This window comes from Microbacterium sp. P2_F9 (genome assembly GCF_056403635.1).
Map to the genome: position 1 here is coordinate 1 of NZ_JBFUFC010000020.1, position 24770 is coordinate 24770.

The following is a 24770-nucleotide window of genomic DNA, read 5'->3' on the forward strand; positions in this document are numbered from 1 at the left end:
ACCCGCCCCGGCGGATCCCGCTCCGGCCGATCCGGCCGCCGTCGCGCCGGCCTCGAGCGACCCCGCTCCGGCCGACCCCGCACCGGCAGATCCGGCATCCGACCCTTCCGTCGCCGGTGACTCGGCTCCCGCCGACCCGACGCCCCCCGCCGATGCTCCCGCAGCTCCCACGCCGTGGCTCCTGGTGATGACCGGGACCGCGGCATCCCTCGTCTTCAACGGCGACGGCACCGTCACCTTCGAGGGTCAGACCCGGCCGCTCGCCGAGATCTCGGAGATCCGCGTCACCGGCAGTGGCGGCGACGACACGTTCACGGTCGACTTCGGCGGCACCGACCCCGGCATCACGATCTGGTTCGACGGCGCGGTCGGCTACGACACGCTCGTCACGAAAGGCAACGTCGGGGGCTTCGAATCGTATGCGGTCGACGGCTCGTCCGGCTCGCTCGTCTTCGGGGGCACCACCGTCCAGTATTCGGGCATCGAGCCGATCGCGAACAGCGGCGCCGGCGGCAGTGCGACCTTCGCGCTCACTGGCAGCGACGACAACGCAGAGCTCACGCCGGACAGCGTCGACCCGACGATCCTGTGGCTGAAGAGCCTCAACGCGGGATTCGAGAGCACGTCGTTCACCGCCCCGACGGCTGGTGGGACGACGTTGAGCATCTCCGGTGGCGGCGGCAACGACAAGCTCACGATCAAGGGCGCGATCAGCCTCGGCATCGCGGCCTTCCTCGCGGCCTTCGAGCGGATCGTCATCGACGGTGCCACCGTCAGCGCAGGGTCGATCGGATTCACCGCGGAGAACGCGACGGTCACCGACCCGAACCTGCTCTCCTGCACGTTCCCCGTCACGCACTGCGCGGACGTCAGCATCGCGGTGACGAACTCGACACTCACGGCCGGGGCCGTCTCGCTCACCGCGAACGCGAAAGTCGATCCGAACGAGGGCCACGCCACCGCGTACGTCGCGAACGTGTCATCGAAGGCATCGGTCACGGTGAACGGCACATCGATCGTCACCGCCACCGGGGGCGACGTGTCTCTCACCGCGACCTCGACCGTCGGCCCCTTCGAGCTCAACAAGAAGTACGGGGATCTGGCGATCGTCGACTCGCAGGCGGCCGTCACCGTGGGCGGCTCGGCGACCGTCACCTCGAGCGGCAAGACGTCGCTCGCCTCGACGTCAGACGTCAAGGCCGGCGCGAACGTCGGATCGGATGCGGCCAAGGACGAAGGCGACGGCAGCGACGCCAGCGGGAACTCGAGCGCGAACAGCGTCGATGCAGCTGTCGCGATCGTCACGGTCACGGCGTCCGCGATCAGCCTTCTCGCCGGTACAGCCAAGGTGGTCGCGACCGGTGTGCTCGACGTGCTGGCGACCAACACCGCGGTCGTCTCCGGCATCGCGGATGCGAAGAACGCGACCAGCGGCGCCGGCATCGCGGTGGTCAACCTGTCGCAGACGACGGATGCCGCGATCATCTCGACCTCGGCCGCACCGACGACGGCCGCTTCGTTGAACCTCGTGGCCGCGCAGACCGGCAGCGTCACTGCCACCTCGAACGCCGGCAAGGGCGGTGCCCAGAACAACAGCAAGCCGGCCAACGACCCGGACCGGGCCAAGGGTCAGGCCAAGACCGATGACGCTGGGTCGGCGGACACCACCCCGGCTTCCGGATCGATCTCGGTCGCCGGTGCGCTGTCGGTGGGCATCCTGACCACGGCGACGACGGGGCGGCTCGTCGGAGCGAAGATCACGACGACCGGCGCCCAGAAGGTTTCGGCCACGGGCGGGAACACCGTGACGTCCCTCGCCGACGGCGGCACGACGGACGGCAGTGGCGGGGCAGGCGTCGGCGTCGGCATCGCGGTGAACATCATCGACCTCACGACGCACGCGTTCCTGGACGGCGCCGCACTCACGGCCACGTCCGGCGGCATCACCGTCGAGGCGATGGGGCCCGCGACCGGTGAGAGCTCGTTCACCGCCACCTCGATCTCGGGCAAGAAGGCTTCGGGCGGAGCGGTCGCCGCGGCCGGCTCGCTCTCGCTCAACAAGATCACCGCAGCGACGACCGCCGACCTCCGCGGCACGACCGGCACCTTCGGCGGCGCGGACCTCGCGCTCAAGGCGCGCGGCAGCCACAAGAGCGATGCGAAGGCGACCTCGAAGCAGGAGGCCGGCGGCGACAGCGGCAGCTCGGTCGGCATCGGCGCCTCCGTCGCGATCAGTCTCATCACGAACGACATCTTCGCCGGCATCGTGTCCGGGGCCACGGCGGCGGGCATCACCGGCCTCTTCATCGAGGCGACGGGCGTCGACGACGCGACGACCGAGACCAAGGGCGGCGCAGCGGGCGGCACTTCAGCCTCGCTCACCGGCGTCGCAAGCGTCGCGATCCACAACGTGCACACCCGGGCCTCGATCCTCGCGGGTCCCACCCCGGCTTCGGTGCTCACCCTCGCGGGAGGCCTGACAGCCAAGGCCGACCAGACCGCCAAGGCGACGACCAAGGCCGAGGGCGCGACCGAGGCCGGAGGCGGCGCCACACTCGCCGCGACGATCTCGTTCGCGCTGACGAGCGCCGACCACCTGACCGACGCCTCGATAGGCCGCAATGTCGCTGCGGGCGGCCCCGTCAGCCTGACGGCCGAGGGCGTCTCGACCACGGCCACCTCGGCCGAGGCCAGCGCCGCCGGTGCCGAGGCCGAGAAGGAGAGCGGCGGAGCGTCGACGGGCAAGGACAGCACCGGCGACGACGTCAACCAGAAGTCTGACAAGAAGCTCGGCAAGGCCGCCTCGCGCAACTCGGGCGGCGCGGGTGCCGGAACGACGACGCCCGAGGCCAAGGACGACAGCGGCACGAAGGTATCGGTCGCCGCCGCGATCGCCTTCAACATCGTAGATTCCACGGTGACCGCCAAGCTCGGTGACGGCTGGTCGCTCACGACGCCGGGCACGGCATCCTTCATCGCCCGCAATGACACGGATGCCTCGGCCACAGCCAAGGGCACCGCCACGAACTCGAGCAGCGTCGGCATCGGCGCAGCGGTCGCCGTCAACTGGGTGACGATCACCACGCTGGCAGGCGTGGGAGTCGGCTCGTACCTGCAGGCGACCGGCCTCACGATCACGGCCGAGATGAAGGCCGACGGCACCCACACGCTTGAGGCGAGTGCCGAGGCCGGCGCCTCCAACACCAGTGGAACGCTCGGTGTGGCGGCTGCGTTCGCGCTCAACATCGCCAACGAGAGCACGCGTGCCGTGCTCGACGCCGACGACTCGACTCCGCTGCCCCCCGTGGGTGGACATGCCCCCGGTGTCGCGATCCTCGGCGGGGGAGCGGTCGCCATCACCGCGGGCTCCAAGAGCTCCGACAAGGCCTCCGCGAAGGCGACCCAGTCCGGCGACGGATCGGTCGGCATCGGCGCCGCCATCGCCCTCGACCTGCCGACGCACGTGGTGTACGCGGGCATCAGCCCAGTGACCGACCCGACGCGGGGTCCCCCCCTCAGTGGCGTTGGAGCACTGACCATCACTGCCACGCACGAAGTCGAACTCACCACCGAATCCGAAGCCGGAGCCGGCTCGGACAAGGTCTCGATCACCCCCTCGGTCGCCATCGTCCTCGCGGTCATCCGCACCAGCGCCTCCCTCGGCAGAAGCACCGCTCCGCTCACCGCGTTGAGCATCACCGCCTCTGCCTCGCAGGAAGTCAGCGCTGAGACCACCTCCAAGGGCTCGACCACCGCCGGATCCACCGCCGGGATCGGCGTCTCGCTGGCCCTCGCGATCCTCGACGACGTCTCGGTCGACTCGGGCAGCGCGCGCAGCCTCACTGTCGGCGGGGCGGTCTCGTTCACGGCTCACCAGCGCATCGACGCCAAGACCGTCGCCGAGGCCTCTGCCCAGGGCGCTGACCCGAAGGAGGGCAAGGACGAGGGCGGCAAGGACGTCAACGAGAAGGCCGATGGCAACCTCGACAACGCCAAGACGACCAAGTCCACCAACGGGGGCGGCACGACGTCGACCTCCGAGACGCCCAAGGCATCGACGGGTCAGGACAAGACGGGTGGCAACAGCGGAGCGTCGCTCTCGATCGCCGGCGCGATCGCGATCGCGGTCGTCTCGGGCACTGCCCGGGCCTGGTTCGCCGACCTCATCACGGTTACCGCGCAGGGCGCTGTGACGCTCGAAGCACGCGGCGACACCGACTCGTCGGCCGAGGCCCGCGGCGACTCCGCCACGAAGGGCAATGTCGGCATCGGCGCCGGCGTGGTGGTGCAGGCCGTCGACATCACGGTGCGCGCCACGACCGGCGCCGCGACGATCACGGCGACGGGGCTCATCCTGACGGCGGGTATGCTCGACGGCGACGAGGACGATGTCGTGCGGCGCTGGAACGACACCGCGAAGCGCTGGGAGATCGTCGAGTCCGGCGAGCAGCTGCCTGGCCCCTCGAAGGACGACCTCTACTTCGTCAAGACGAACGGCGACGGCGACGAGACCACGGGCGGAGACGACGGGCTGTACAAGTTCGACGGCAGCGACTGGGCGATCGAGACGAACCAGACCCTGACCGATGCCGAGCCGATCGACTCCGAAGCAGACCTCCCGACCACCGCCGGCTGGTACATCCTCGGCTTCGAGAAGGACGGACACCCCGCGGGGAGCGTCTGGAAGCTCGTCGGCACCACCTGGACGTTCGTGACCAAGTACGTCGTCGAACAGAAGAGCCAGCTCCCCAAGGACGACATCGAGGAAGACGCCTGGTTCCACCTCACCAAGGCGGACGGCGCGAACGCCGTCGGCTATTACAAGCGCGACGACCAGCACACCTGGGTCATCCAGGGGTCCGCGTCGGTGACCGACGGCGATGTGCTGCCGACGGCCCCGACCGCCGACCAGCTGTTCCGGCTGTTCGAGCACGAGGTCACCTCGACCGCCCGCGCCGGCGTGAGCAAGTCCGAGAAGGTCGGCGTCGCCGGGGCGCTGGCGATCAACATCCTCCACACGCACGTCGAGGCGATCGTTCCCGTGGGAGCCGTCGTGACGCTCTCGACCGCGGCATCCGCCATCACCGCACAGAGCAACGAGCGCGACTCGGCGACGGCGACGAGCAAGGCGAAGGTGGGATCCGCGACGGGCGTCGGGGCATCGTTCGTGCTGCAGCTCATCGACGGCAGCACTGTCACGGCCGAGGTCGCCGACGGCGCCACGGTGAACGGGGGTGCCGGCCTCACGATCGAGGCGATCGGCTTCCGCGACATGGCCACGAAGGCCGAGGGTGGCACGGCGGGCGAGACCGCGGTCACCCCTGTTGTCGCACTCGTGATCAGCGTCGACGACCACGTCACCGGCCGGCTCGGCACCGGATCTGCGTACGTCGGCACCGGCGCGATCGCAGTCAAGGCCACCCACACCATGTGGGTCAAGACCGAGGGACGAGCGGATGCCGCGGGCAAGAAGACGGCGGTCGGCGCCATCGTCATCGTCAACGCGATCGTGGGCTGGCAGACGCTCGCGGAGATCGCCCGCAACGCCCAGGGGACGGCCGTCGACATCGTCGCGACCTCGGTCGCCCTCACCGAGGCCAAGTCGGTCGCCAGCGCGAAGGGTGCGAAGTCGTCGGACGACGGCGGCAAGTCGGGCGACCAGGAGTCGACCGGTGCGGTCAACGGCGACAACGCGAACACCCAGGACACCAAGACCCAGACCGCCTCGATGCCGACCTCGAACGGCGGCACGAACGGCTCGAACGGCGCGCAGGGCGCGAACAACGCGCAGGCGGGGCAGTCTGGCCAGTCGTCCAGCTCCTCCAGCTCCGGCGGAAGCAGCACGACCGAAGTCGCCGCGGCAGTCGCGGTCAACTGGCTCGTGGCATCGTCGACCGCCCGCATCGCCGCGAGCACGACGGTCACCGCGACGACCGGCGCACTCTCGGTCATCTCGCTGTTCACCCTCGGCGCCAACGCCTTCGCGATGGGCTCGGCGATCGACCTGGAGCATGACGGATCGCGGGTTGGCGCCGCGATCGGCTTGAACGTCCAGGATGTCGACAACATCGCGATCGTGGGCGGCGGCGCACACCTGACCGGGCACGCCGGGGTGACGGTCCGCGCGTCGGTTCCCGACGGGGTGCGCAACGACTTCATCGTCTGGGCATTCGCGGCAGGCGGCGGCAAGAGCACTTCGGTCGCCGGCAGCGCCGCAGTCCAGATCACGCTCCTGACCACGGAGGCATCGATCGGCATCGGAGCCGAGATCGACGCTCCTGCCGGTGACATCACGGTGGATGCGAAGCAGCCGATGGGCCTGCAGAACCTCGCGATCGCCGGTGCTCTGTCCACCGGATCGGGCTCAGCGATCGGCGGAGCGTTCCTCGTCAACTACCTCGAGGTCAACACTCGGGCATGGGTCGACTCGACAGCCGTCACCCACACGTCGGCTGACGCCTCCGGCACGATCGCGGTGACGGCCACCGCGTCGCTCGACTCGCTCGTACCCAAGGTTCCGAAGCCGCTCGCCGGCAAGATCGACTTCCTCAAGCTCACCAACGTCGCCATCGCGGGCGGGGCGAGCGACAGTGGCGCGGCAGTGGTGGGCTCGTTCATCGTCGACATCTTCAACCTCTCGACGCGGGCCTGGATCGCCGATGGCGCGGAGATCAACCAGGAGGGGGTACTCGGCGGCGCGGGCCAGAATGTCACCGTCGCAGCGTCCGACTCGATCACGATCGACAACGTCGGCGGCGCTCTCGCCCTCAGCAAGAGCTCGGCCGGTGTCGGCATCACTGTCGTCGTCGAGATCTCGAACTCCGACGTGCGAGCCTGGATCGGCGACAGCGCCGCGGTGCGCGCGGGCGGCTCCGTCGAGGTGAAGGCCGATTCGAGTGAGGACTGGTTCGTCCTCGCCATCGCGGGCGCGGTCAGCGGTGGCAACGCCGCCGTGGCCGGCGCGGTGCTCGTCGTCGTCTCGAACCAGGGCGGATCAAACCCGCAGGTGCTCGCGCAGATCGGCGACTCGCTCGTGGATGCCGCAGCCGACGTCACAGTCCACGCGAAGAAGCTCACCGACGCCGATCTCTCGAGCGGCAACCTGGCCGTCTCGACGAGCGGCGCCGGAATCGGCGCGGCCGTCACCGTCGTCGTCCGCGACAGCGTCGTAACCGCGCGGATCGCCGACGGAGCCGATGTGCGGGCCGGCGACGACCTGACCGTCGAGGCGCTCCAAGAAGGCGACTACCTGCTGCTCGCCGTCGGCGGGGCAGGCGGCAACTCGGTCGGCGTCGGCGGCTCGGTCAGCATCTTCGTCCTGAGCGACGCGACGACGGCGGCGATCGGAAGCAGCGTCAAGGTCAACTGCGTCGGCGGAGGGTGCGCCAACGTCACCGCGAACCCGACTCAGGATGTCGTCGTGAAGGCGTCCGATGTGACGAGCGCCCTCGACCTCGCGGGCGTCATCGCCGTCGGCGGCACAGCCGGCGTCGGCGTCGGCGTCGACGTGCAGGCCATCGACAAGACGACGGCCGCCTCGATCGGCACGAACTCGATCGTCCGCGCCAACGGCGACGTCGTGGTGCAGTCGGCCTCGAAGGAAGACTTCAAGTCGATCTCGGTCGGCGGCGGTGGCGGCGGCACGGCCGCGGTCAACGTCAATGTCACCGTGCCGGTCATCACCATCACGACAACCGCCTCGATCGGCAGCGGCGCCGATGTGCGCGCCGGCGGCAACGTGCTCGTCATGGCCGATGACGCCATGACCCTCTTCTCGATCGCCGGCAACATCTCGGTCGGCGGCACTGCGGCCGTCGGCGCCAGCGTGGCCGTGCCGGTCGTCACGAAGACGACCACGGCCACCATCGGCGCGAACGCCCGGGTCACGGGGCTCGCACAGGCGGGGCACATGACCCACACCAGCGTGAACGCCGGCAGCTACGCGACGTCGGGCACCGACATCCGCTTCGATCCGCGTGGCACGCAGGGCGGCTGGCCGGTGCCGTTCCCGAGCGGCTCGCCGCTCGACGGCAAGGGCGTGCAGGGCGACGGGGCCACCATCAACCTCGGCTACAACCACGGGTTCAAGAACGGTCAGCAGGTCGTCTACGACGCCGGCGGCGGTGTGCCGATCGGGGGCCTGGTCGATGGGAAGACCTACTACGTCGTGCTGATCCCGCTGTCGTCGACGGCGATCAAGCTCTGCACGGAGYGCGGGCCTCCGGTCGCGCCCGGGTCGAGTGAGTACTCCTGCGCCCCTGGCAAGCTGGTCACCGGGCTCACCCTGCCCGCGGGCGCGAAGATGGGCGAGAACCACCGGTTCGTGTCCACCACCGAGCCCGGCGTCAAGTCCGATGTATCCCCCCGTTTCACCGCAKAACGCGCTGTCAGCGTAGGTGGCAACTACCTCGTCCTTCCCTACGACCTCTTCCGTGACGAGGAGGGAAGCGCCACCGTCGAGAAGACCCCCCTCGACCTCCGCAACGGCGACCCGGTCATCTACAGCGCGGGCGGCGGCACCCCGATCGGCGGACTCGTCGACGGAGCGACCTACTACTTCTTCACTCCGTCCCTCGGCGGCCTCGTGGATCTGAACCACGTGCAGCTGGTCCGCACCAAGTGCGAGGCCACAGGCAAGAAGGACGACTGCAACACTCCCTCCGACATCGCCCGCGGCACTCCGATCGACTTCACCTCGACCGGCAGCGGCCGCTCGCACAGCCTGGTGCCGTCGGGAATGCTGCCCGCCGGACCCGGCTCCGAGGTCGGCCCCCAGATCATCGACGCCCCCGTACGCACCGGCTTCGGCGGCGTCGCGGTCACCGCCTCGAACAGCGACTACCTCGGCTCGATCGGCATCGCCGCGGGCGGCGCGGGGACGGCGGCGGTGAGCCTCTCCGGCTCGATCGCCGTGATCACCGTCCACACCTCCGCGACGATCGGGGCCGGCGCCAAGATCAACTGCGCAGACCTCGATGTCGCCTGCAGCGCCAACAGCGGCTCGGCCGAAGGCGGCCAGTCGGTGCTGGTCTCGGCGGTCAACAACTTCCGCACCCTCGGGATCGCGGCATCCATCGCCATCGGCGGATCGGCCGGCGTCGGCGCCTCCGCAGCCGTCCGGGTCGTCGAGCTGCACACGGATGCCTCGATCGCGGCGAACGCGATTGTCAACGCGAAGAACAACATCGAGATCATCGCCACCGCGACCGACTCCGTCGTCTCCGTCAATGCAGCTGCCGGCGGCGGCACCGTCGGCGTCGCCGGCACCGTCGGCGTCACCGTCATCAAGGAGTTCACAAACGCCTTCACCGGCGACGGCGTCACGCTGCGCGCCGACAACAACATCGGCGTCTTCGCGAACAGCGCCTCGAAGCTCATCCTCATCACCGCCTCGATCGCCGCCGGCTACGTCGGCGTCGGTGTCGGGGTCGGCGTCGCCGTAGTCGAGAAGACCACGAAGGCATACCTCGGTCAGAACAACAAGGTGATCGTCAAGGCGCTGGGTGGCGGGCTCACCGGGGTCGTCATCGGAACGATCGGTGCCAGCGGATTCCCTGTCGCGACCTTCCGTGGCCTCGTCGTCCAATCGCAGTCGAGCGAAAAGCTCTTCGGGCTCGTGGCAGGTGTCGGCGCAGGATTCGTCGGCGTCACCGCGAACATCGGGGTCAACGTCTTCACCGTGACGACACAGGCCTACGTCGACCTGGGCACGACAGTGAACCGGAACGACAACGGCACGCCTCTGAACCTGGCCGATGACTCGATCATCGCCGGCGTGAGCAACGCGCAGGGCGTGTCGGTCACCGCGACGGATCTGTTCGACTCGATCACGTTCGCCGGCGGCGTGGCGGGCGGCTTCGTCGGCGCGGCGGGTGGCATCGACATCGGCGTCGCTTCGATCTCGGTCACCGCGTACCTCGCGACGGGGACGGATGTCTGGGCCAACGCCGCAGTAAAGGTCAACGCCCTCGGGATCAAGAACGTGCAGTCGTACGCCGTCTCGGTCGGCGGCGGCTTCGTCGGCGTCGCGGGCGCCGTATCGGTGTGGTCGATCGGAACAGCGCCCAACGCCTCGTACTCGAGCGACGCCAACGGACCGAAGCGCGGACCGTGGGTCAACACGGTCGCCTACAAGACCGCCGATGTCGTGACCTTCGGCGGCAAGACGTGGGTCGCCAAGAACAACAGCACCGGCGTCACCCCGGGATCGAACAGCGCGATCTGGGTGGAGGACGTGCCCAAGACCGCGACCTCAGGCGAGGGGACCGACGGGCAGCACCAGGCAGACCAGGTCGCCTCGGGCAACGGCAGCGACGCGCCGGCGCCGCTGTGGAACGGCCCGTCGTCGTACGCGAAGGGCGCCTACGTCACCTACAACGGGACGAAGTACCAGGCCACCGCCGCCGTCGCGGCAAATGAGGCCGACCCGGAGCACAACTCGCACTGGTACGGCGTCAAGGACGGCTGGAAGTCCGCGCTCGACGGCGCCCCGGCCGACAGCACGGCCGCGTTCGTCACCGCCCACGCCTACACGATGGGCAGCTATGTGACCTTCGCCGGACACCACTACCGCGCGAAGAGCACCTTCGTGTCCGGCTCGAACCCGACGCTCGACACCACGAGGTGGGCACTCGCCGACGACGACTACCGCTTCCGCGTGACCGGCGGGGCGGCGGCATCCGACACCGCCGTAGGCGGTTCGTATTCCGCGACCAGCCCGACCTCCGACCGGTTCACGCAGCCCGCGCCGCCGTCCGGCGTCTCCTCGGGCATCTACGGTCGAGTCCACTCCCTGCTGGGCGGCGTCGATGTGACGGCCCGGGAGCGCACCGACGTGTTCGTGCTCGCGGGCGCGGTGGCCGGCGGCGTCGGTGCGGTCGGCGCAGGCATCGCCATCCTCACCGTTGCCGGGAACGTCGACGCGGGCATCTACAGCACCGCAGCCGTGTCCGCAGCCGCTGCGATCACGGTCACCGCCGAACTCGACGAGGACATCGACATCTTCGCAGTCACCGGGTCGGTCGGCCTGGTGGCCCTCGCCGGGCAGATCCTGGTCCTGACCGACACCTCGAAGACCAACGCCCACATCGACACCGGTGCCGCGATCACGCGGGCCGGCGGGGGGATCTTCGTCTCGGGCGATTCCGACAAGGACGTGGCCGGGTATGCCGTGGGCATCACGCTCGCCGCAGCCGGCGTCGGAGCTGCGGTCTCGGTCATCGAGGTGTCGGGCAACACCACCGCGGACATCGGCATCGTCGCACTGGGCGGCGGCGGAACCACCGGCGCCATCTCGGTCACCGCGACTGACCACTTCACTCCTACGGCCTGGGCCATCGGCATCGTCGGCGGCGTCCTCGGCGGACTCAGCGGCATCGTCGCGATCATCGAGTACTCCGGCACCACTCGGGCGGCCTCCCGCGCCACCGGCGGCGGCGTGCTCGGCGGGGGAGTGACCGTCAGGGCCTGGGGCGACCGTGCTCCGATCGAGGCGAACACGGTGAACGTCGCAACCGGCGCGATCGCCGTCGGCTTCACCCTGAACATGGCCACGAGCTCGCGGCACACCGAGGCGGAGCTCGGCGGCTCGCTCAACGCCGGCGGCGCTGTCCTGGTGGAGGCCGAAGCCCGCAACGTCGTCACGGCCAACACGCCCGGCATCGCGATCGGCATCGCCGCGATCGCCGCCATGATCCCCATCGCGACGGTCTCAGGGCACACCACGGCCACGATCAGCGGCACGGTCTCCGGATCCACCAGCATCTACGTCCACGCGATCGCCGAGAACCGCGCGATCGCCGACGTCTTGGTGATCGGCATCTCCGGCGTCGGTGTCACCGTCGCGGTCGCATCCGCGACGATCTCGGACGGCGCGGACATCTCCGCGCTCGTGACGGATGTCGCATCCCTCGCCTCGAGCGGCACGGTGCGGGTGCTCGCCGAGATGAAGGGCGCGAACCAGCGCAACGAGGCGATCGCCAAGGGCACGAACGTGGCAGCCTCCCTCTTCGCCAGCGCCTCGGTCTTCGCGGCCCTCGCCTACAGCGGTGGAGCCACGAGGGCGCACCTCGACGGCAATGTGACGAGCTCCGCGTCCGTGACGATCAGCGCCACGGGCACCAACTACGTCAAGTCCGACCTCGTCGTCGTCGCCGCGGCCGGACTCGCCGGCATCGCCGTGAGCGTCGCGATCGCGCAGCTCGGTGCCGCAGCTGTCGTCGAAGCCACGTCGTCCGACGCGAACAACAACCAGCAGGTCACGAGCACCGGCGCGATCGCATTCACTGCGACGTCGACCAACACCGCGAAGGTCAAGACCGGTATGGGCGCCGGCGGTGCTCTCTTCGGAGTCGCCGTCTCGGTTCCGATCGCAGAGGTCGCGGCAGCGACGCGGGCGAGCGTCGAGGGCAACCTGACCGCCGGCGCCGCCGGCGTGAACGTCGCTGCCCTGAGCCACAACTCGGCGACCAGCGATGTGCTCATCGTCTCGATCGGCGGCCTCGGCGCGATCGCGGTGAACATCGCGGATGCCCGCATCTCCGCAACCGCCGACACCGAGGCGCTCGTGCTCGCGAACTCGGCGGTCAGCGCACCGGGCGGTGCCGTCTCGGTGACGGCGACCGCGACGAACGTCGCATCCGCCACCACGACCGCGGTTTCGGCATCCGCCCTCATCGCGGTGAGCGCGCAGAAGAGCCTCGTCACCATCGCCGGCTCGACGAAGGCCTCGTTCGACGGCGACGTCGGCAACACGCCGACGAAGACGGCAAGCCTGGCCGTGACGGCGATCGCGAGCAACGACGCGCTCACCGATACGAACGTGATCACGGTCAGCCTCGGTGCGGGCGTCACCGTCATCGCATCGCAGGCGACGGTCTCGGGCGACACCGATGCGTTCGTCGACACCAACGCCAACGTCTTCGTCTCCGGCGCGATCACGATCGACGCGCACCTCGTCGATGGGGCTCGCGGCTATCAGAACGTCGCTGAGTCGAAGATCCGCGGCGCCACGGGCGGGCTCGGCGCGGCCTTCGGCCTCACCAACGGCAAGGCCATCGTCTCGGGCTCGGTGAGGGCCAAGCTGAACGGTCAGATCGGCGCTTCCTCGGCCATCACGATCAATGCCGACGCAGAGGTCGACGCGATCGCCACCACCGATTTCGCGAGCTTCGGCGGCGTCGCCGTGAACGCCAGTGGCACCGAGGCGCAGATCACGAGCGACACCATCGCGGGCGGGGACGCCGGAACGGCAGGGTCGACCGGCGCCTTCATCGTGACTGCGGACTCGACCTACAACGCCACCGCAGACTCCGATGGTCCGACGGCGAGCCTCATCGCCGTGGATCTCAAGATGCCGCACGCAACCGTCGGCGGGTCGACGCGCGCCAGCTACCTCGGCCAGGTCACCAGCGGCACGTCCGCCTCGGCAACGTCGAACTCGCACAACACTGCGCTCGCCGACGCGTCCGGCATGGTGACGATCGGTCTCGTCGCCGTGAGTCTCGCGTACGCGCTCGCCGAGGTCACCTCCACCACCGAAGCAGCACTCGGAGGAGCGAACGTCGGTTCGGGCGCGGTGGTCGTGAGCGCGACGAGCGACGACGATGCGACCGCGAAGGTCGGCGGTCTCGGGGTCGGTGTGCTCAAGGTCTCGCTGCTCCAGCCCGATGCCCGCACCAACGGAATCACGCGGGCCTTCGTCGGAAACAGCAAGTCGGTGCAGGCCGGGTCGCTGACGATCACCGCGATGGCGACGCCGGATGCCTCGGCCGAAGCCGAGATGGTGGGCTTCTCGTTCCTCGTCGACATTCTCGAAGCCAAGCCGCGCGCAGCCGTCGGTGGCACGGTCGAGGCGTACATCGGCTTCGACGAGACGGTGACGCTGGGATCGGGCGCCATCACAGTGACGGCGACTCGCCTCGGCAACGCCGATGTGAAGACGACCGGGGTGAGCATCTCGCCGATCTCGATCAGCCTGGTCGATCTCCTCGCCACGACCGCGGGCAGCATCACGACGCACATCGACGATCGTGCCGACGTGACGGCCGGATCCGTGACGATGACGGCGGGCGGCACGAGTTCGCCGACCGCGTCGAGCACCAGCGTCGGCGTCTCGATCGCCAGCGTCGCGGGTGTGTCGCTGGCGACGAGCGACACGACCTATGTCGCGAGCTGGATCGGGCCGGCTGACGGTAGCAGCGCTTCCGATGCACTCGACCCTACGAGCGTCACGACGAGTGGTGCGGCCGGCATCGCGGTGAAGACCGCCTACACCGCGCACGTGCTCGCCAACGCCCTCACCGTGGGGATCGGACTGGGCGTTGCGGGTGGTGTGGTGAAAGCGACCGCAACCGCCACGCCGTCGATCGCGGCGTACCTCGGTGACCTCGCGCAGGCCACAGCCAACGGCGGTCCGCTCCTGTTCGACGCCGCTGCGACGGTGACCGCGATCGCCGATGCCACCGGCTTCTCAGTGGGGCTCGGCTTCTCGGCGGGCCTGACCTCCACGAAGGCAGATCTGCGGCCGGCCATCCGTGCCTATACGGTCAACGGCGGTTCACTCTCGGGCAGCTCCGTGACTCTGGTCGCCCGGTCGAACGTCGCCGCCGACGGCACGCCGATCAGCACCCAGCACACCTACAACACGATCATCGGCAACAACACGCCGACGACCGTCGCGCCGGCGTTCGCGCGAGTCTCGCTCGGATCGGCGTCTCTGATCGAGGGTGTGGCGGGAGCGAAGGCCGAGGCGATCAACTCTCCGATCGTCGCCGCCGCAGTCGGCGGGGGAACGTCCGTCAGCGCTGCGGGCGCACTGACAATCACGGCGCGGTCGTTCGGTGACAGCCAGGTCGATGGATTCTCGCTGGCGGCGGGTCTGGGCGCCGGCATCGGCCTCGTCAGCGGCAAGGCGACCTCCGGTGGCACGGTCAGCGCCGGCTTCTACGGCGTTTCGGGCACGATCGGGTCTGCTGACATCCGGAGCATCGTCAGCGCCGGCGCGTCGACGAAGGGCCGCGGGTTCAGCGGGGCACTGGGAGCCGCGGCGAACATCGGAAATCAGGAAGCCACTGTCGCCGTCACGGTGAACACTTTGATCGGGGGGAACCTCGTCGCGGGTGGGACGGTCCTGGTCCGCTCGGATGCCCGCACTTCCGCCTCGGCCGAGTACCACGCGCTGCAGCTCGCGGCGCTCGCCGCGGTGGGCACCGCCGATGTCGATGCGACCGACACCTCCAGCATCCGCACCGCGGTGACCGGTTCAGGAACGGCTCGATCGATGACGGGCAGCGTCACGATCTCGGCGTGGCACAACTTCGACGGCAGCCAGTTCCTCAAGTCGAACGTGGTCGAAGCGTCTTCGAAGATGGTCAGCGGGTCCCTGCTTCTCGCCATCGGGACGGCGAGCCTGGATGCCGTGGCCGAGGCGACGACGAAGGCCGAGGTCGAGGCCGGCGCCACCCTGGCGGCGGCATCCGGCACGGTCACGCTCGAGTCGCTGTCGGGGAACTACTCCCTCGCCCGCTTCGACCGGACGCAGGGCGGCCTGATCAGCGTGGCCCCTGCAGCGGACCCCACCGCGGAGTCCAAGGGCACGACCGAGGCCAACCTGCTCGGCCATGTCCGGGTCGTCAACGGTGGAACCTCGAGCGGTGCATCGTCGCTCGTGGTACTCGCCAAGGCAGAGGATCTCGCGCGCGCTGCGATGGACAACGCGGGTGGTGGGCTGCTCGAGCTCTCCAGCTCCAACTCGACTGCGAAGGGATCGCCGAAGCTCAAGACGACACTCGGCGGGGCGTCCAGCGTCATCCTCACCTCGGGAACGATCTCGGCGAAGGCCGAGAGTCTCAACGACGCCGACGCCGCGACCTCGAGTGTCTCGGGTGGCCTGCTGCGGATCTCGACCTACAGCGCCAACGCGTCGATGAACCCGACGGTCAACATCGTGGTGACCGGGGGAGCCTCGATCACCAGCACGAGCGGTGACGTCAAGATCGATGCGATCAGCAACCAGCCGCCGGCGCCCAGCTCGGACGGCAGCTTCGACGCCGCGACCGTATCCGGCAACACGATCTCGTTCGCACTGAAGCACAACGCCTACACCGGCCAGCTCATCGTCTACAGCACGCAAGGCGCCGTCACCCCGATCGCGGCCGGGCTCGACGGACGCAGCATCAACGTCATCGTCACCGGCGACCAGACCCTGCAGCTCGGTCTCGAGTTCACCTTCGACAACCCGGCCACGCCTGACATCGTCGAGGGCGCCGTCACGGTCGATCCCGTCACCGACATCATCGACTTCGGCGGCCAAGCCCACCACTTCGTGACCGGCGACCTCATCTTCTACCAGGCCGTCGGCGGCGCGATCGGCGGGCTGGCTTCGGGTGTCTACAAGGTGTACCGGATCGACGCGACCCGGCTGAAGCTGCAGTCGACCACAGTCGATGTCACGAACCCGCCGCAGGTGATCATCACGGGCGACCAGGTCGACGCCACGAACGACAAGATCGCGGGCGGGTTCACCAACGGCCAGTACGTCACGTACCACACGGCACCGCCGGCAGGCACGTTCTCGTCGGTCGCGGTGAGCGGCAGCGTGATCAACGTGAGCCTCGACCAGGACGGCAACCAATCGATCGACGACACGGTCCCGGCGAGCGGCACGCCCGTCACGTACGTCGCGAGCGACACGGGCAAGCCCATCGGCGGACTCTTCAGCGGTTCGACCTACTACGTGATCCGCGTCGACGGCCAGCACCTGAGGCTCGCCGGCAGCTACTGCGCGGCCCGCGGGATCGCGGTCAACACGAACGGCTGCCAGAGCAGCTTCTCCGGCGGCATCGGCGGTGACGACGGGGCTCCGGGAAGCGCGTCGGTCGTGTTCATCCCGCTGACTCCGAACATCACATCCGAATTCGCGGCAGTCCGTCACCAGCTCCACGCCGTGACGGATTTCGAGATCGGAAACCTCGACGACGGGCACGGGTACTACGTCGTCGGGGCCGATGGCACCAACTTCCAGCTGTCGAACACGTTCGGCGGCACGGCGATCAACCTCAGCGACGGCGGCGGGTACCCGCACATCTTCCGGGCCGAGGGATTGAACCTCACCGGCAACGGCAGTGGTGCGCAGCGCTTCATCCTCCAGATCGGCGCGACCAGCGGCATCCAGAAGCTCAACGGGATCGGCGGGCCGTCGGGCGCGACGAGCTCGTCCGACGGTGTCATCTCGGCGTCGGCCGCCGGTGGCGGCGGCGGTGCGATCAACGTCTCGAAGGCCACTTCCGCCGCGAGCACTTCCGTGACCGTCAGTGTGTCGGTCGGGACGAACGCCCACATCTCGGGTGCCGATGTTGAGATCACGACCCACGCCACCGGCCTGGCAAAGGGCATTGCGGGCAACGCGGGCGGTGGCGCGATCTCGATCGGCGATTCCGCCGCCCGCGCGACGACCCTCGTCGACAACGACATCACGGTCTTGGCCGGTGCGACGATCACCGCCACCGACGACCTCACCATCGCCGCGCACTCCGATCTGCACCCCAAGGTGCTGGCCTCGACTCAGCAGGGTGGATTCGTCGGGGGCTCGTTCGGCTCGACGGACGCCCGTGGCGGCTACACGACGAAGACCACTTCCGACGGCACGCTTCTCGCCGGGAACCACCTCGCCGTCGAGTCGCACACATCGTTCGACGGGTTCTCGGACTCCACCGCCGACGTCGGCGGCCTCGGTGCTGATGCCGAGACCGAAGCCAACGTGCTCATCGGGTCGTGCGACGTCACGATCTGCACAGATGCCGCCGATCTGCGCGGGCACGCCGAGACGCTCACCGAGGTCGGCGGCAGCCTCACCGGTCGGCACACTCGCATCGGCGCGTTCGTCGACTCCGCAAAGGCCTACGCGCACACCTATACGTACGCGATCGCGCTCGGAGCGGACTCGGATGCCGATTCCGAGATCACCGTCGTGGGTTCAACGCGGACGACGCTCAAGCCGAACGTCGCGATCACTGGTCAGGTCGACACCGCGATCCTCGCGGAGTGGCTGGCGATCGACTTCAACTCCGACGCCTACGCGGAGTGCGACTGCGGTGGCGGCGACACCGACTCGTATGGTCGGCTGCACCCCACCCTCGAAGCCAAGGTCCTGGGCTTCAACCTCGCCGTCATCACAACCTCCGACCTGACCGTGCAGGTCAACGACCAGGTCACGCAGCTCCGCCGCCACGCCACCACCTCCGGCGGTCTCCTCGACGGAGGCAACGACGGCCTCGAGCCGGGCGACAACCAGAGCCTCACGCGCGAGATCTTCTGGGAGGTGCGCGTCATCATGCTGGGCGAGCCCAACCCGGTCCTCGAGATCGACGGCAGCGGCAACATCACGAAGATCGTGAACGTCAAAGTGTGCGACAACGCGGGGCACTGCTACGAGGACAACCCGTTCACCGACACCCACACCCAGGGCGCCCTGTCAGGCACGACAGCCACGGTCGACGACATCGTCTACGACCATGGTGCCCGTGCACGGTTCCTGGCCAACGACCTTTCATCGGTCAGCGGCACGATCGGCCACATCTGGGGAGCGGTCGGACGCTTCGAGTTCCAGCAGACCTGGGACTACGTCCGCATCCTCAACGCCTCGAACCTCAACCTCGTGACGAACATCATCGATGTGGTCAACACGCTGAACCCGCCGCGGATCGACATCCGCGTCGACAAGATCTGGACGAACGGCAGCGCTGCGAACGTGAGTCTGTCGGAGGGCGACCCGAACACGACGTTCGACTTCGACATCAAGTACACCTTCCCGCCCACCTTCGTGCAGGTCCACAACACCTGTGCCTTCACCTGCCCGGTCCGCAACCCGTTCATCCGCCTCGACGACTACATCGAGAACCCCCTGGGCGAGACGGAGATCTTCAACGCGTCGGGCGACATCCTCTCCGGATCCGGCCACGAGCTCGTCCGCACGAATGTTCTCGATCTCGACGCACCACACGGCGATATCGGACACCAGAGCCCCACCCACGCGAACCCCGATGGCGAGCGCAACCCGATCGAGGTCGAACTGGTGCTCTACAAGCACCCCGACGCCACTTTCTGCACCGGCAGCGCGCCGTGCCTGAAGGTGCCGGTCGTCACCGTCGACGCAGGCAAGGACGCCGTGATCGATCTCACGTTCTTCCGCCGGACGGATGAGGCACTCGGAAGCGCCCTCACGATCGTGATCGACCGGATCCGTGCGGGCGACGATGTGGATGTCGTGCTCAACGACTCGAAGAACGGCGATGACCCGACCGGCCTCGTCCTCGTCGTCGTCGACCAGTACGATCCCGCCGCCACATCGACGTACTACGGCTTCACCTTCCCGTCGACGTTCACCCCGGCGATCAACGACGGCAACTCGATCGAGCGCGGCGACTGCGCCGGGACGTACCCGGGCGATTGCGGCAACGGCTCTGGTCAGTACGAGACGCATTTCCGTCCCGATGTCTCAAACCTGAACCTCATCCACATCCTCCGTGCGCTTGGCACCGACAACGACGGCGAGATCGACTCGACCTACAACTTCACCGAGGTGCGCGCCGGCGACGACATCGACATCTGCCACGTAACCACCGGCGGCGAGGAGCCGAAGACCTGCTTCACGTCGGCGATCGACAGCGCCACGCACGTCGTCACCGCCGACACGACGCCTGCCACCACCATCGACATCGTCATCAACACGGATGTCGCGTGGTCGGGTGGCGCGCCTGGCCCGGGCGATGACCCTGGAATGGGCTCGACCAACGTGTCGCAGATCTTCATCCGCACGAACGGCGACATCACCGCCACCGAGCTCGTCGGCGACATGCTCGTCGGGCACATCCATTCCACCAATGGCGATGTCACGCTGAACTCCCCGGAGCGGATTCTGGATGCGGACCACCGTCCCACGATCGACGTCACAGGCATCAACATCACGCTCCACGCTGGTCTTGCGGGTCTGTTCGGTGGAATCGGCCTTCCGACCGACTTCCTCGAGATCAACACGGCAGCCCTCATCGGCGCGACGGCCTGGGCATCGCCGGCTGACGGCGTGCTGAAGGCCTACGACACGACAGACGCCGACGGCGGCACGCTGGGCATCTTCCTCGACGAGCTCACCGGCGACATGCCGCTGTTCGAGGTCTTCACGACGGGCAGCGCCGCTCTCGGCACCGGAAACGTCTCGCTTCGCACGGTCGGCGGCTCGATAATCAACGCCAAGGTCGCCGACACCGACAACATCCGGGGTGACTCGGTCGACCTGGATGCGAACGGCGGCTCGATCGGTGGTCTGCTGTCGAAGGACGTCATGGTCGACTCCAACCGCGCGCCCCCGTTCGAGTGCGTCAACCTCAACTGCGGCAACAACCTCAACGGCACGTCCGACGGTTCGCTCGCCACCGCCGGCGACGACGTCGCCCTCGAAGCGACCGGCGACATCGCCTACACCGAGACGGCCAAGTACCTCCGCCTCGTGCTCGCCCACTCGCTCAACGGCAGCATCCGGCTGACGGTCCCCGACCGCACCGGCAGCACGGCAGCGGCGAACGATCAGGACCTCTACCTCATCAAGAGCGGCGACGCCCGATTCGCCGAGTCGAACGGCCGCGGTCCGAACTCCGACCTCGACGCCCCCCGCGTGATCGCGAACGGCACGATCTTCGCCGAGGTCGGCAGTGTCGAGCTCCGGGTCGGCGACGACATCACGACCCATCAGAACAGCCAGATCCTCGCGAACCTCTCGATCAACATCCGCGGTGACTTCGGCAACGCCGACAGCGGTGGAACGCAGGGCAGCCCCGGCCCCGAGTGGGGCACGTCGATCATCCTGCGCGGCAGCATCATCGCCGACTGTGACGTCGCAGCCGGCGGCCCCGGCGACGAGCCGATGGGCGAATGCCAGCCGGTGAGCGCGAACCCGTCCGCGAACCAGACGCACGTCTGGGGCGGAAGCGATGTCGACAACATCCAGCTCGGGGATCCGTCGGGCCTCGACACGGTCCAGACCGGTTCCAAGACGACGCTCGGAAGCCAGGGCTACATCTTCCTCGGCTCCAAGACGACGGTGCACGGCAACGCGACCTCGGCATCGCTCACCGCCGACGGTGAAGACCGCATCACGGTCTGGTACCTGCAGACGATGAGCGTCGCCACCAGCCCGGCGAACGCGACCGGGTTCGGCCGCGTCCTGAACCTGGATGGTCAGGGCKAGACCGACTACTACGCGATCTACACGAACGGCAGCCACGGCAGCACCCGCAACTACGTCATCAACGTGCTCGACTCGGGCGCCCCGAGCGCCGGCGTCGACGAACTCGCGATCTACGGATACGACAAGGCCGCACCGGGCGTCGGCGTCACCGACGCGACGACCGACGACATCTTCCTGATGCGCGCCCTCACGTGCATCGACAACGAGTCGCCGTTCGCGGTGACCGGAGTCCCGGCTTCGTGCGGAGCGAACGCGACCGAACCGGCTGACCACCCCGCCTTCGTCGCCCTCCTGGCAGGCAACGACAGCCCCGACGGCGGCATCGGCCTCTATCGTGACCGCGACCCCGCCACTCACCCGAGTACCCTCGTCCAGCGGATCAACTACGACCGCGCGATCAACGGCCGCATCACGGTCTTCGGCCAGGGCGGCAACGACGCCTTCTACGTCGACGACACGCAGGCGACGATGACCCTGGACGGCGGCGCCGGCAACGACACGTTCCAGATCGGTCAGATCTTCGGCACGCAGCGCGACAGCCAGGCGGCGCCCGACGGCGGCGCTCTGCTGCCGGCCGACACGTTCCCGGCACTGGTTGCGACCACGCGCGGCTGGCTGAGCCCCGGCACCCACGCGCCGCTGCTCGCCACCGGCGGCACCGGCAACGACCGGTTCACGGTCTACTCGAACCAGGCCGAGGTGCAGCTCAACGGCGACGACGACAACGACATCTTCATCGTCCGCGCCTTCGCGATCGCCGCGGTCTGCGACACCAACGCCGACAGCATCGCCGGCTGCGGCCTCGATGACGTCGACTACCGTCCTGCGAACGGCGACTTCCCGACGACGGCGCCGTTCGGCACCTGCGTGATCGGCACCTACACGACCCGCGGTGGGGTGACCGTCCCGAACTACAGCCGCACCGACAACAACGGCGACGGCACATGCAACAACGCCGACTCGCACATGACCTTCACCCACCTGCCCGGCTCCAATGTCGACCTCGACAACACGAAGTGGCAGGACGACGTCATCCCGCTCGACGCGAACGGCGTCGCGGTCCCGGTCATCGGCCTCGGCTTCTCGACGGCTCGACCGCTCGACATCCGCGCCGGCGGCGGCGAAGACGAAGTGCAGTACAACGTCAACGCACCGGTGAACGTCGACGGCGGGACCGGCTTCGACAAGCTCGTCGTTCTGGGCACCGAGTTCGCCGACGACTTCGCGATCACCGACAAGGCGGTCTACGGCGGGGGACTCAACGTCAAGTACACGACGATCGAGGTGCTCGAGATCGACGGACTCGAGGGCGACGACGAGTTCTTCGTCCTATCGACGGCCTTCGGCGTGGCCTACCGGGTCATCGGCGGCCTCGGGTCCGACCGCATCAACGTCGGCGGCGACGTCACCGCCGACATCGTGACACGCGAGCTCGAAGGCCTCTCCGGTGCCGTCGACCACATCGTGACGTCGGGCACCGACGCCGGCTACAACGGGCTGCCGACCGATGGCATGCCGTACAACGTCGCGACCGGCACGCAGGGCAATGTCGTGATCCGTGAGGCCATTGGCGGCACGGTGGTGCGTGAGGGCGGCGGCTCGACGATCGGGACCATCGCGTCCTACGCGGTCTCCCTCGCCGTCATGCCGTCTGCGAACGTCTACGTCACGGTTTCGGCCGCGTGGTCGCCGTCGCAGGAGGCGAACGGCACACTCCAGAACCCTGCTCCGCTTCCCAACGGCATCGGCGACACCGTGCTGCTGTGCGTGGGCGCGACCGCGGCGCAGTGCGACGAACTCAACGAGTTCAAGCGCGGTCACGTCGTCAACGGGCAGTGGGTGTACGAGGACGGAAGGGCCGTCGTCCTCACCTTCCTCGCGGGTTCGGCCGCCGGCGTCGAACAGCGCGTGTACCTCTGGGCCGTCGACGACCCCCGGGCTGAGGGCGACCGCATCGTCGTCATCCAGCACTCGGTGATGTCGGCCGATCAGCGGTTCAACGGCGTCGCCGTGCGCCAGGTCAACGCGACCGTGTACGACAACGACACGCCGGGTGTCTACGCCATCCCGGTCACGCCCGGTGGCACCGTCCTTGACGGGCGCACCCTGGTGATCGAAGGAGCGCCGGGCGTCGAGCGCACCGACGACATCCTGCTGTCGCTCGCGAAGGCACCGGCCGGCACCGCGGTGTCGGACCGCGTCTGGGTCAAGATCTCGATGGATGCCGACAGCCAGCGCCTCATCACGCTCGACTTCAGCGGCATCCCGTCGCCCGTCGTCGACCCGCGCTGGGTGAAGACGACCGACAGCACCGGCACCTGGTACTCGATCTGGTTCGATGCGAGCAACTGGGACATCCCGGTCCGCATCAAGGTGCACGCGCGCGTCAACGACGACCCGGGCGACCCGACGACGGCGGTCATCAACTACACGCTCGACACGACCCGCACCGCGACGGCCACCGCGAACGCCTATCCGTTCCCGAACCTGCGCAGCGGCCAGCAGCGCACCGATGTGCTCGTCTACGACGACGAGACCCCGAACGTCGTCTCGATCCCGACCGGCACCGACACGGTCCTGGCGCCGTGCGGCAACCCCGCCACGTGCAACGACAGCTACACGATCCGCCTGACGATGGCCCCCAACGGCCAGGTGCAGATCGCGCTCGTGACCGACGGACTGGCCGATGTCGTCAAGGTCGGCATCGACACCGTCACCCCGACGAACTACGTGGTGATCGGCGGCGACGTCCCGAGCCGCCGCTTCCTGGGCAACCTCACGATCAACGGACTCCTCCTCACCCGGGCGAACGGCAGCGATCTCGGCAGCTTCATCGACGAAGGCTTCCTCAAGGATCAGCGCATCACGATCTCGGCCTGCGGACCGACGATCTACACGATCGACTCGGTCACGGCATCCGCCATCACACTGAAGAGCGGCCAGCCGGCCTGCGCGCCCGCCACCATCACGGGCGCCAGGATCAACGTCCTCACCCGCGTCGGCACCTGGGACGGATCCGCCACGGTCGTGGCGGGCACCGCGACAGCCGGCTGGCGGCTCGTCCGCGACCCGGCCGCGGCGGGCAGCTCGTGGCTGGGCGACGGGTTCCTCGAGGGCCAGTGGGTCGAGATCTGCAAGGGCGGCACGTGCGTCCGGGCCAAGATCGCGGTCATCCGCGGCACCAACCTCGGCAAGGACAACATCCTCGAGCTGCGACTCGAGGCGGCAAGCGGCGACACACTCACGGCGCTCACGTCCGGCGCGGGCTTCACCGTCCGGCGCATCGCCGCGGTCGTCACGTTCAACGGCGACTGGGCGACCGAGAAGCCGATCGAGCTCAAGGCAGACACGTCCTACTCGCAGCCGCTGCAGCGCCAGGGCGTCAAGATCTTCCCGGCGAACACGCACCTGCTCTCTCGCCTGCGCGGTCCGCTGGCCGTCGAGGGTGGCGTGACCGGCGCCGACCGTTCGCTCGAGCTCGGACTCAAGCTCCCCGGTGAGCAGGACGGCCCGCTGTTCGCGATCGCCA

Annotated in this window: 1 protein-coding gene (running past one end of the window); it reads left to right on the forward strand. The window is 68.7% G+C overall.

Annotated elements, in window-relative coordinates; genetic code table 11:
• The first annotated feature begins 187 nt into the window (after positions 1-187).
• Positions 188-24770, forward strand: the 5' portion of a protein-coding gene (locus tag AC1DVT_RS03755; RefSeq protein WP_477386649.1) for a Calx-beta domain-containing protein. 6899 nt of this gene lie beyond the right edge of the window; only the first 24583 of its 31482 coding nucleotides appear in the window; the start codon lies at positions 188-190; its stop codon lies beyond the right edge, outside the window.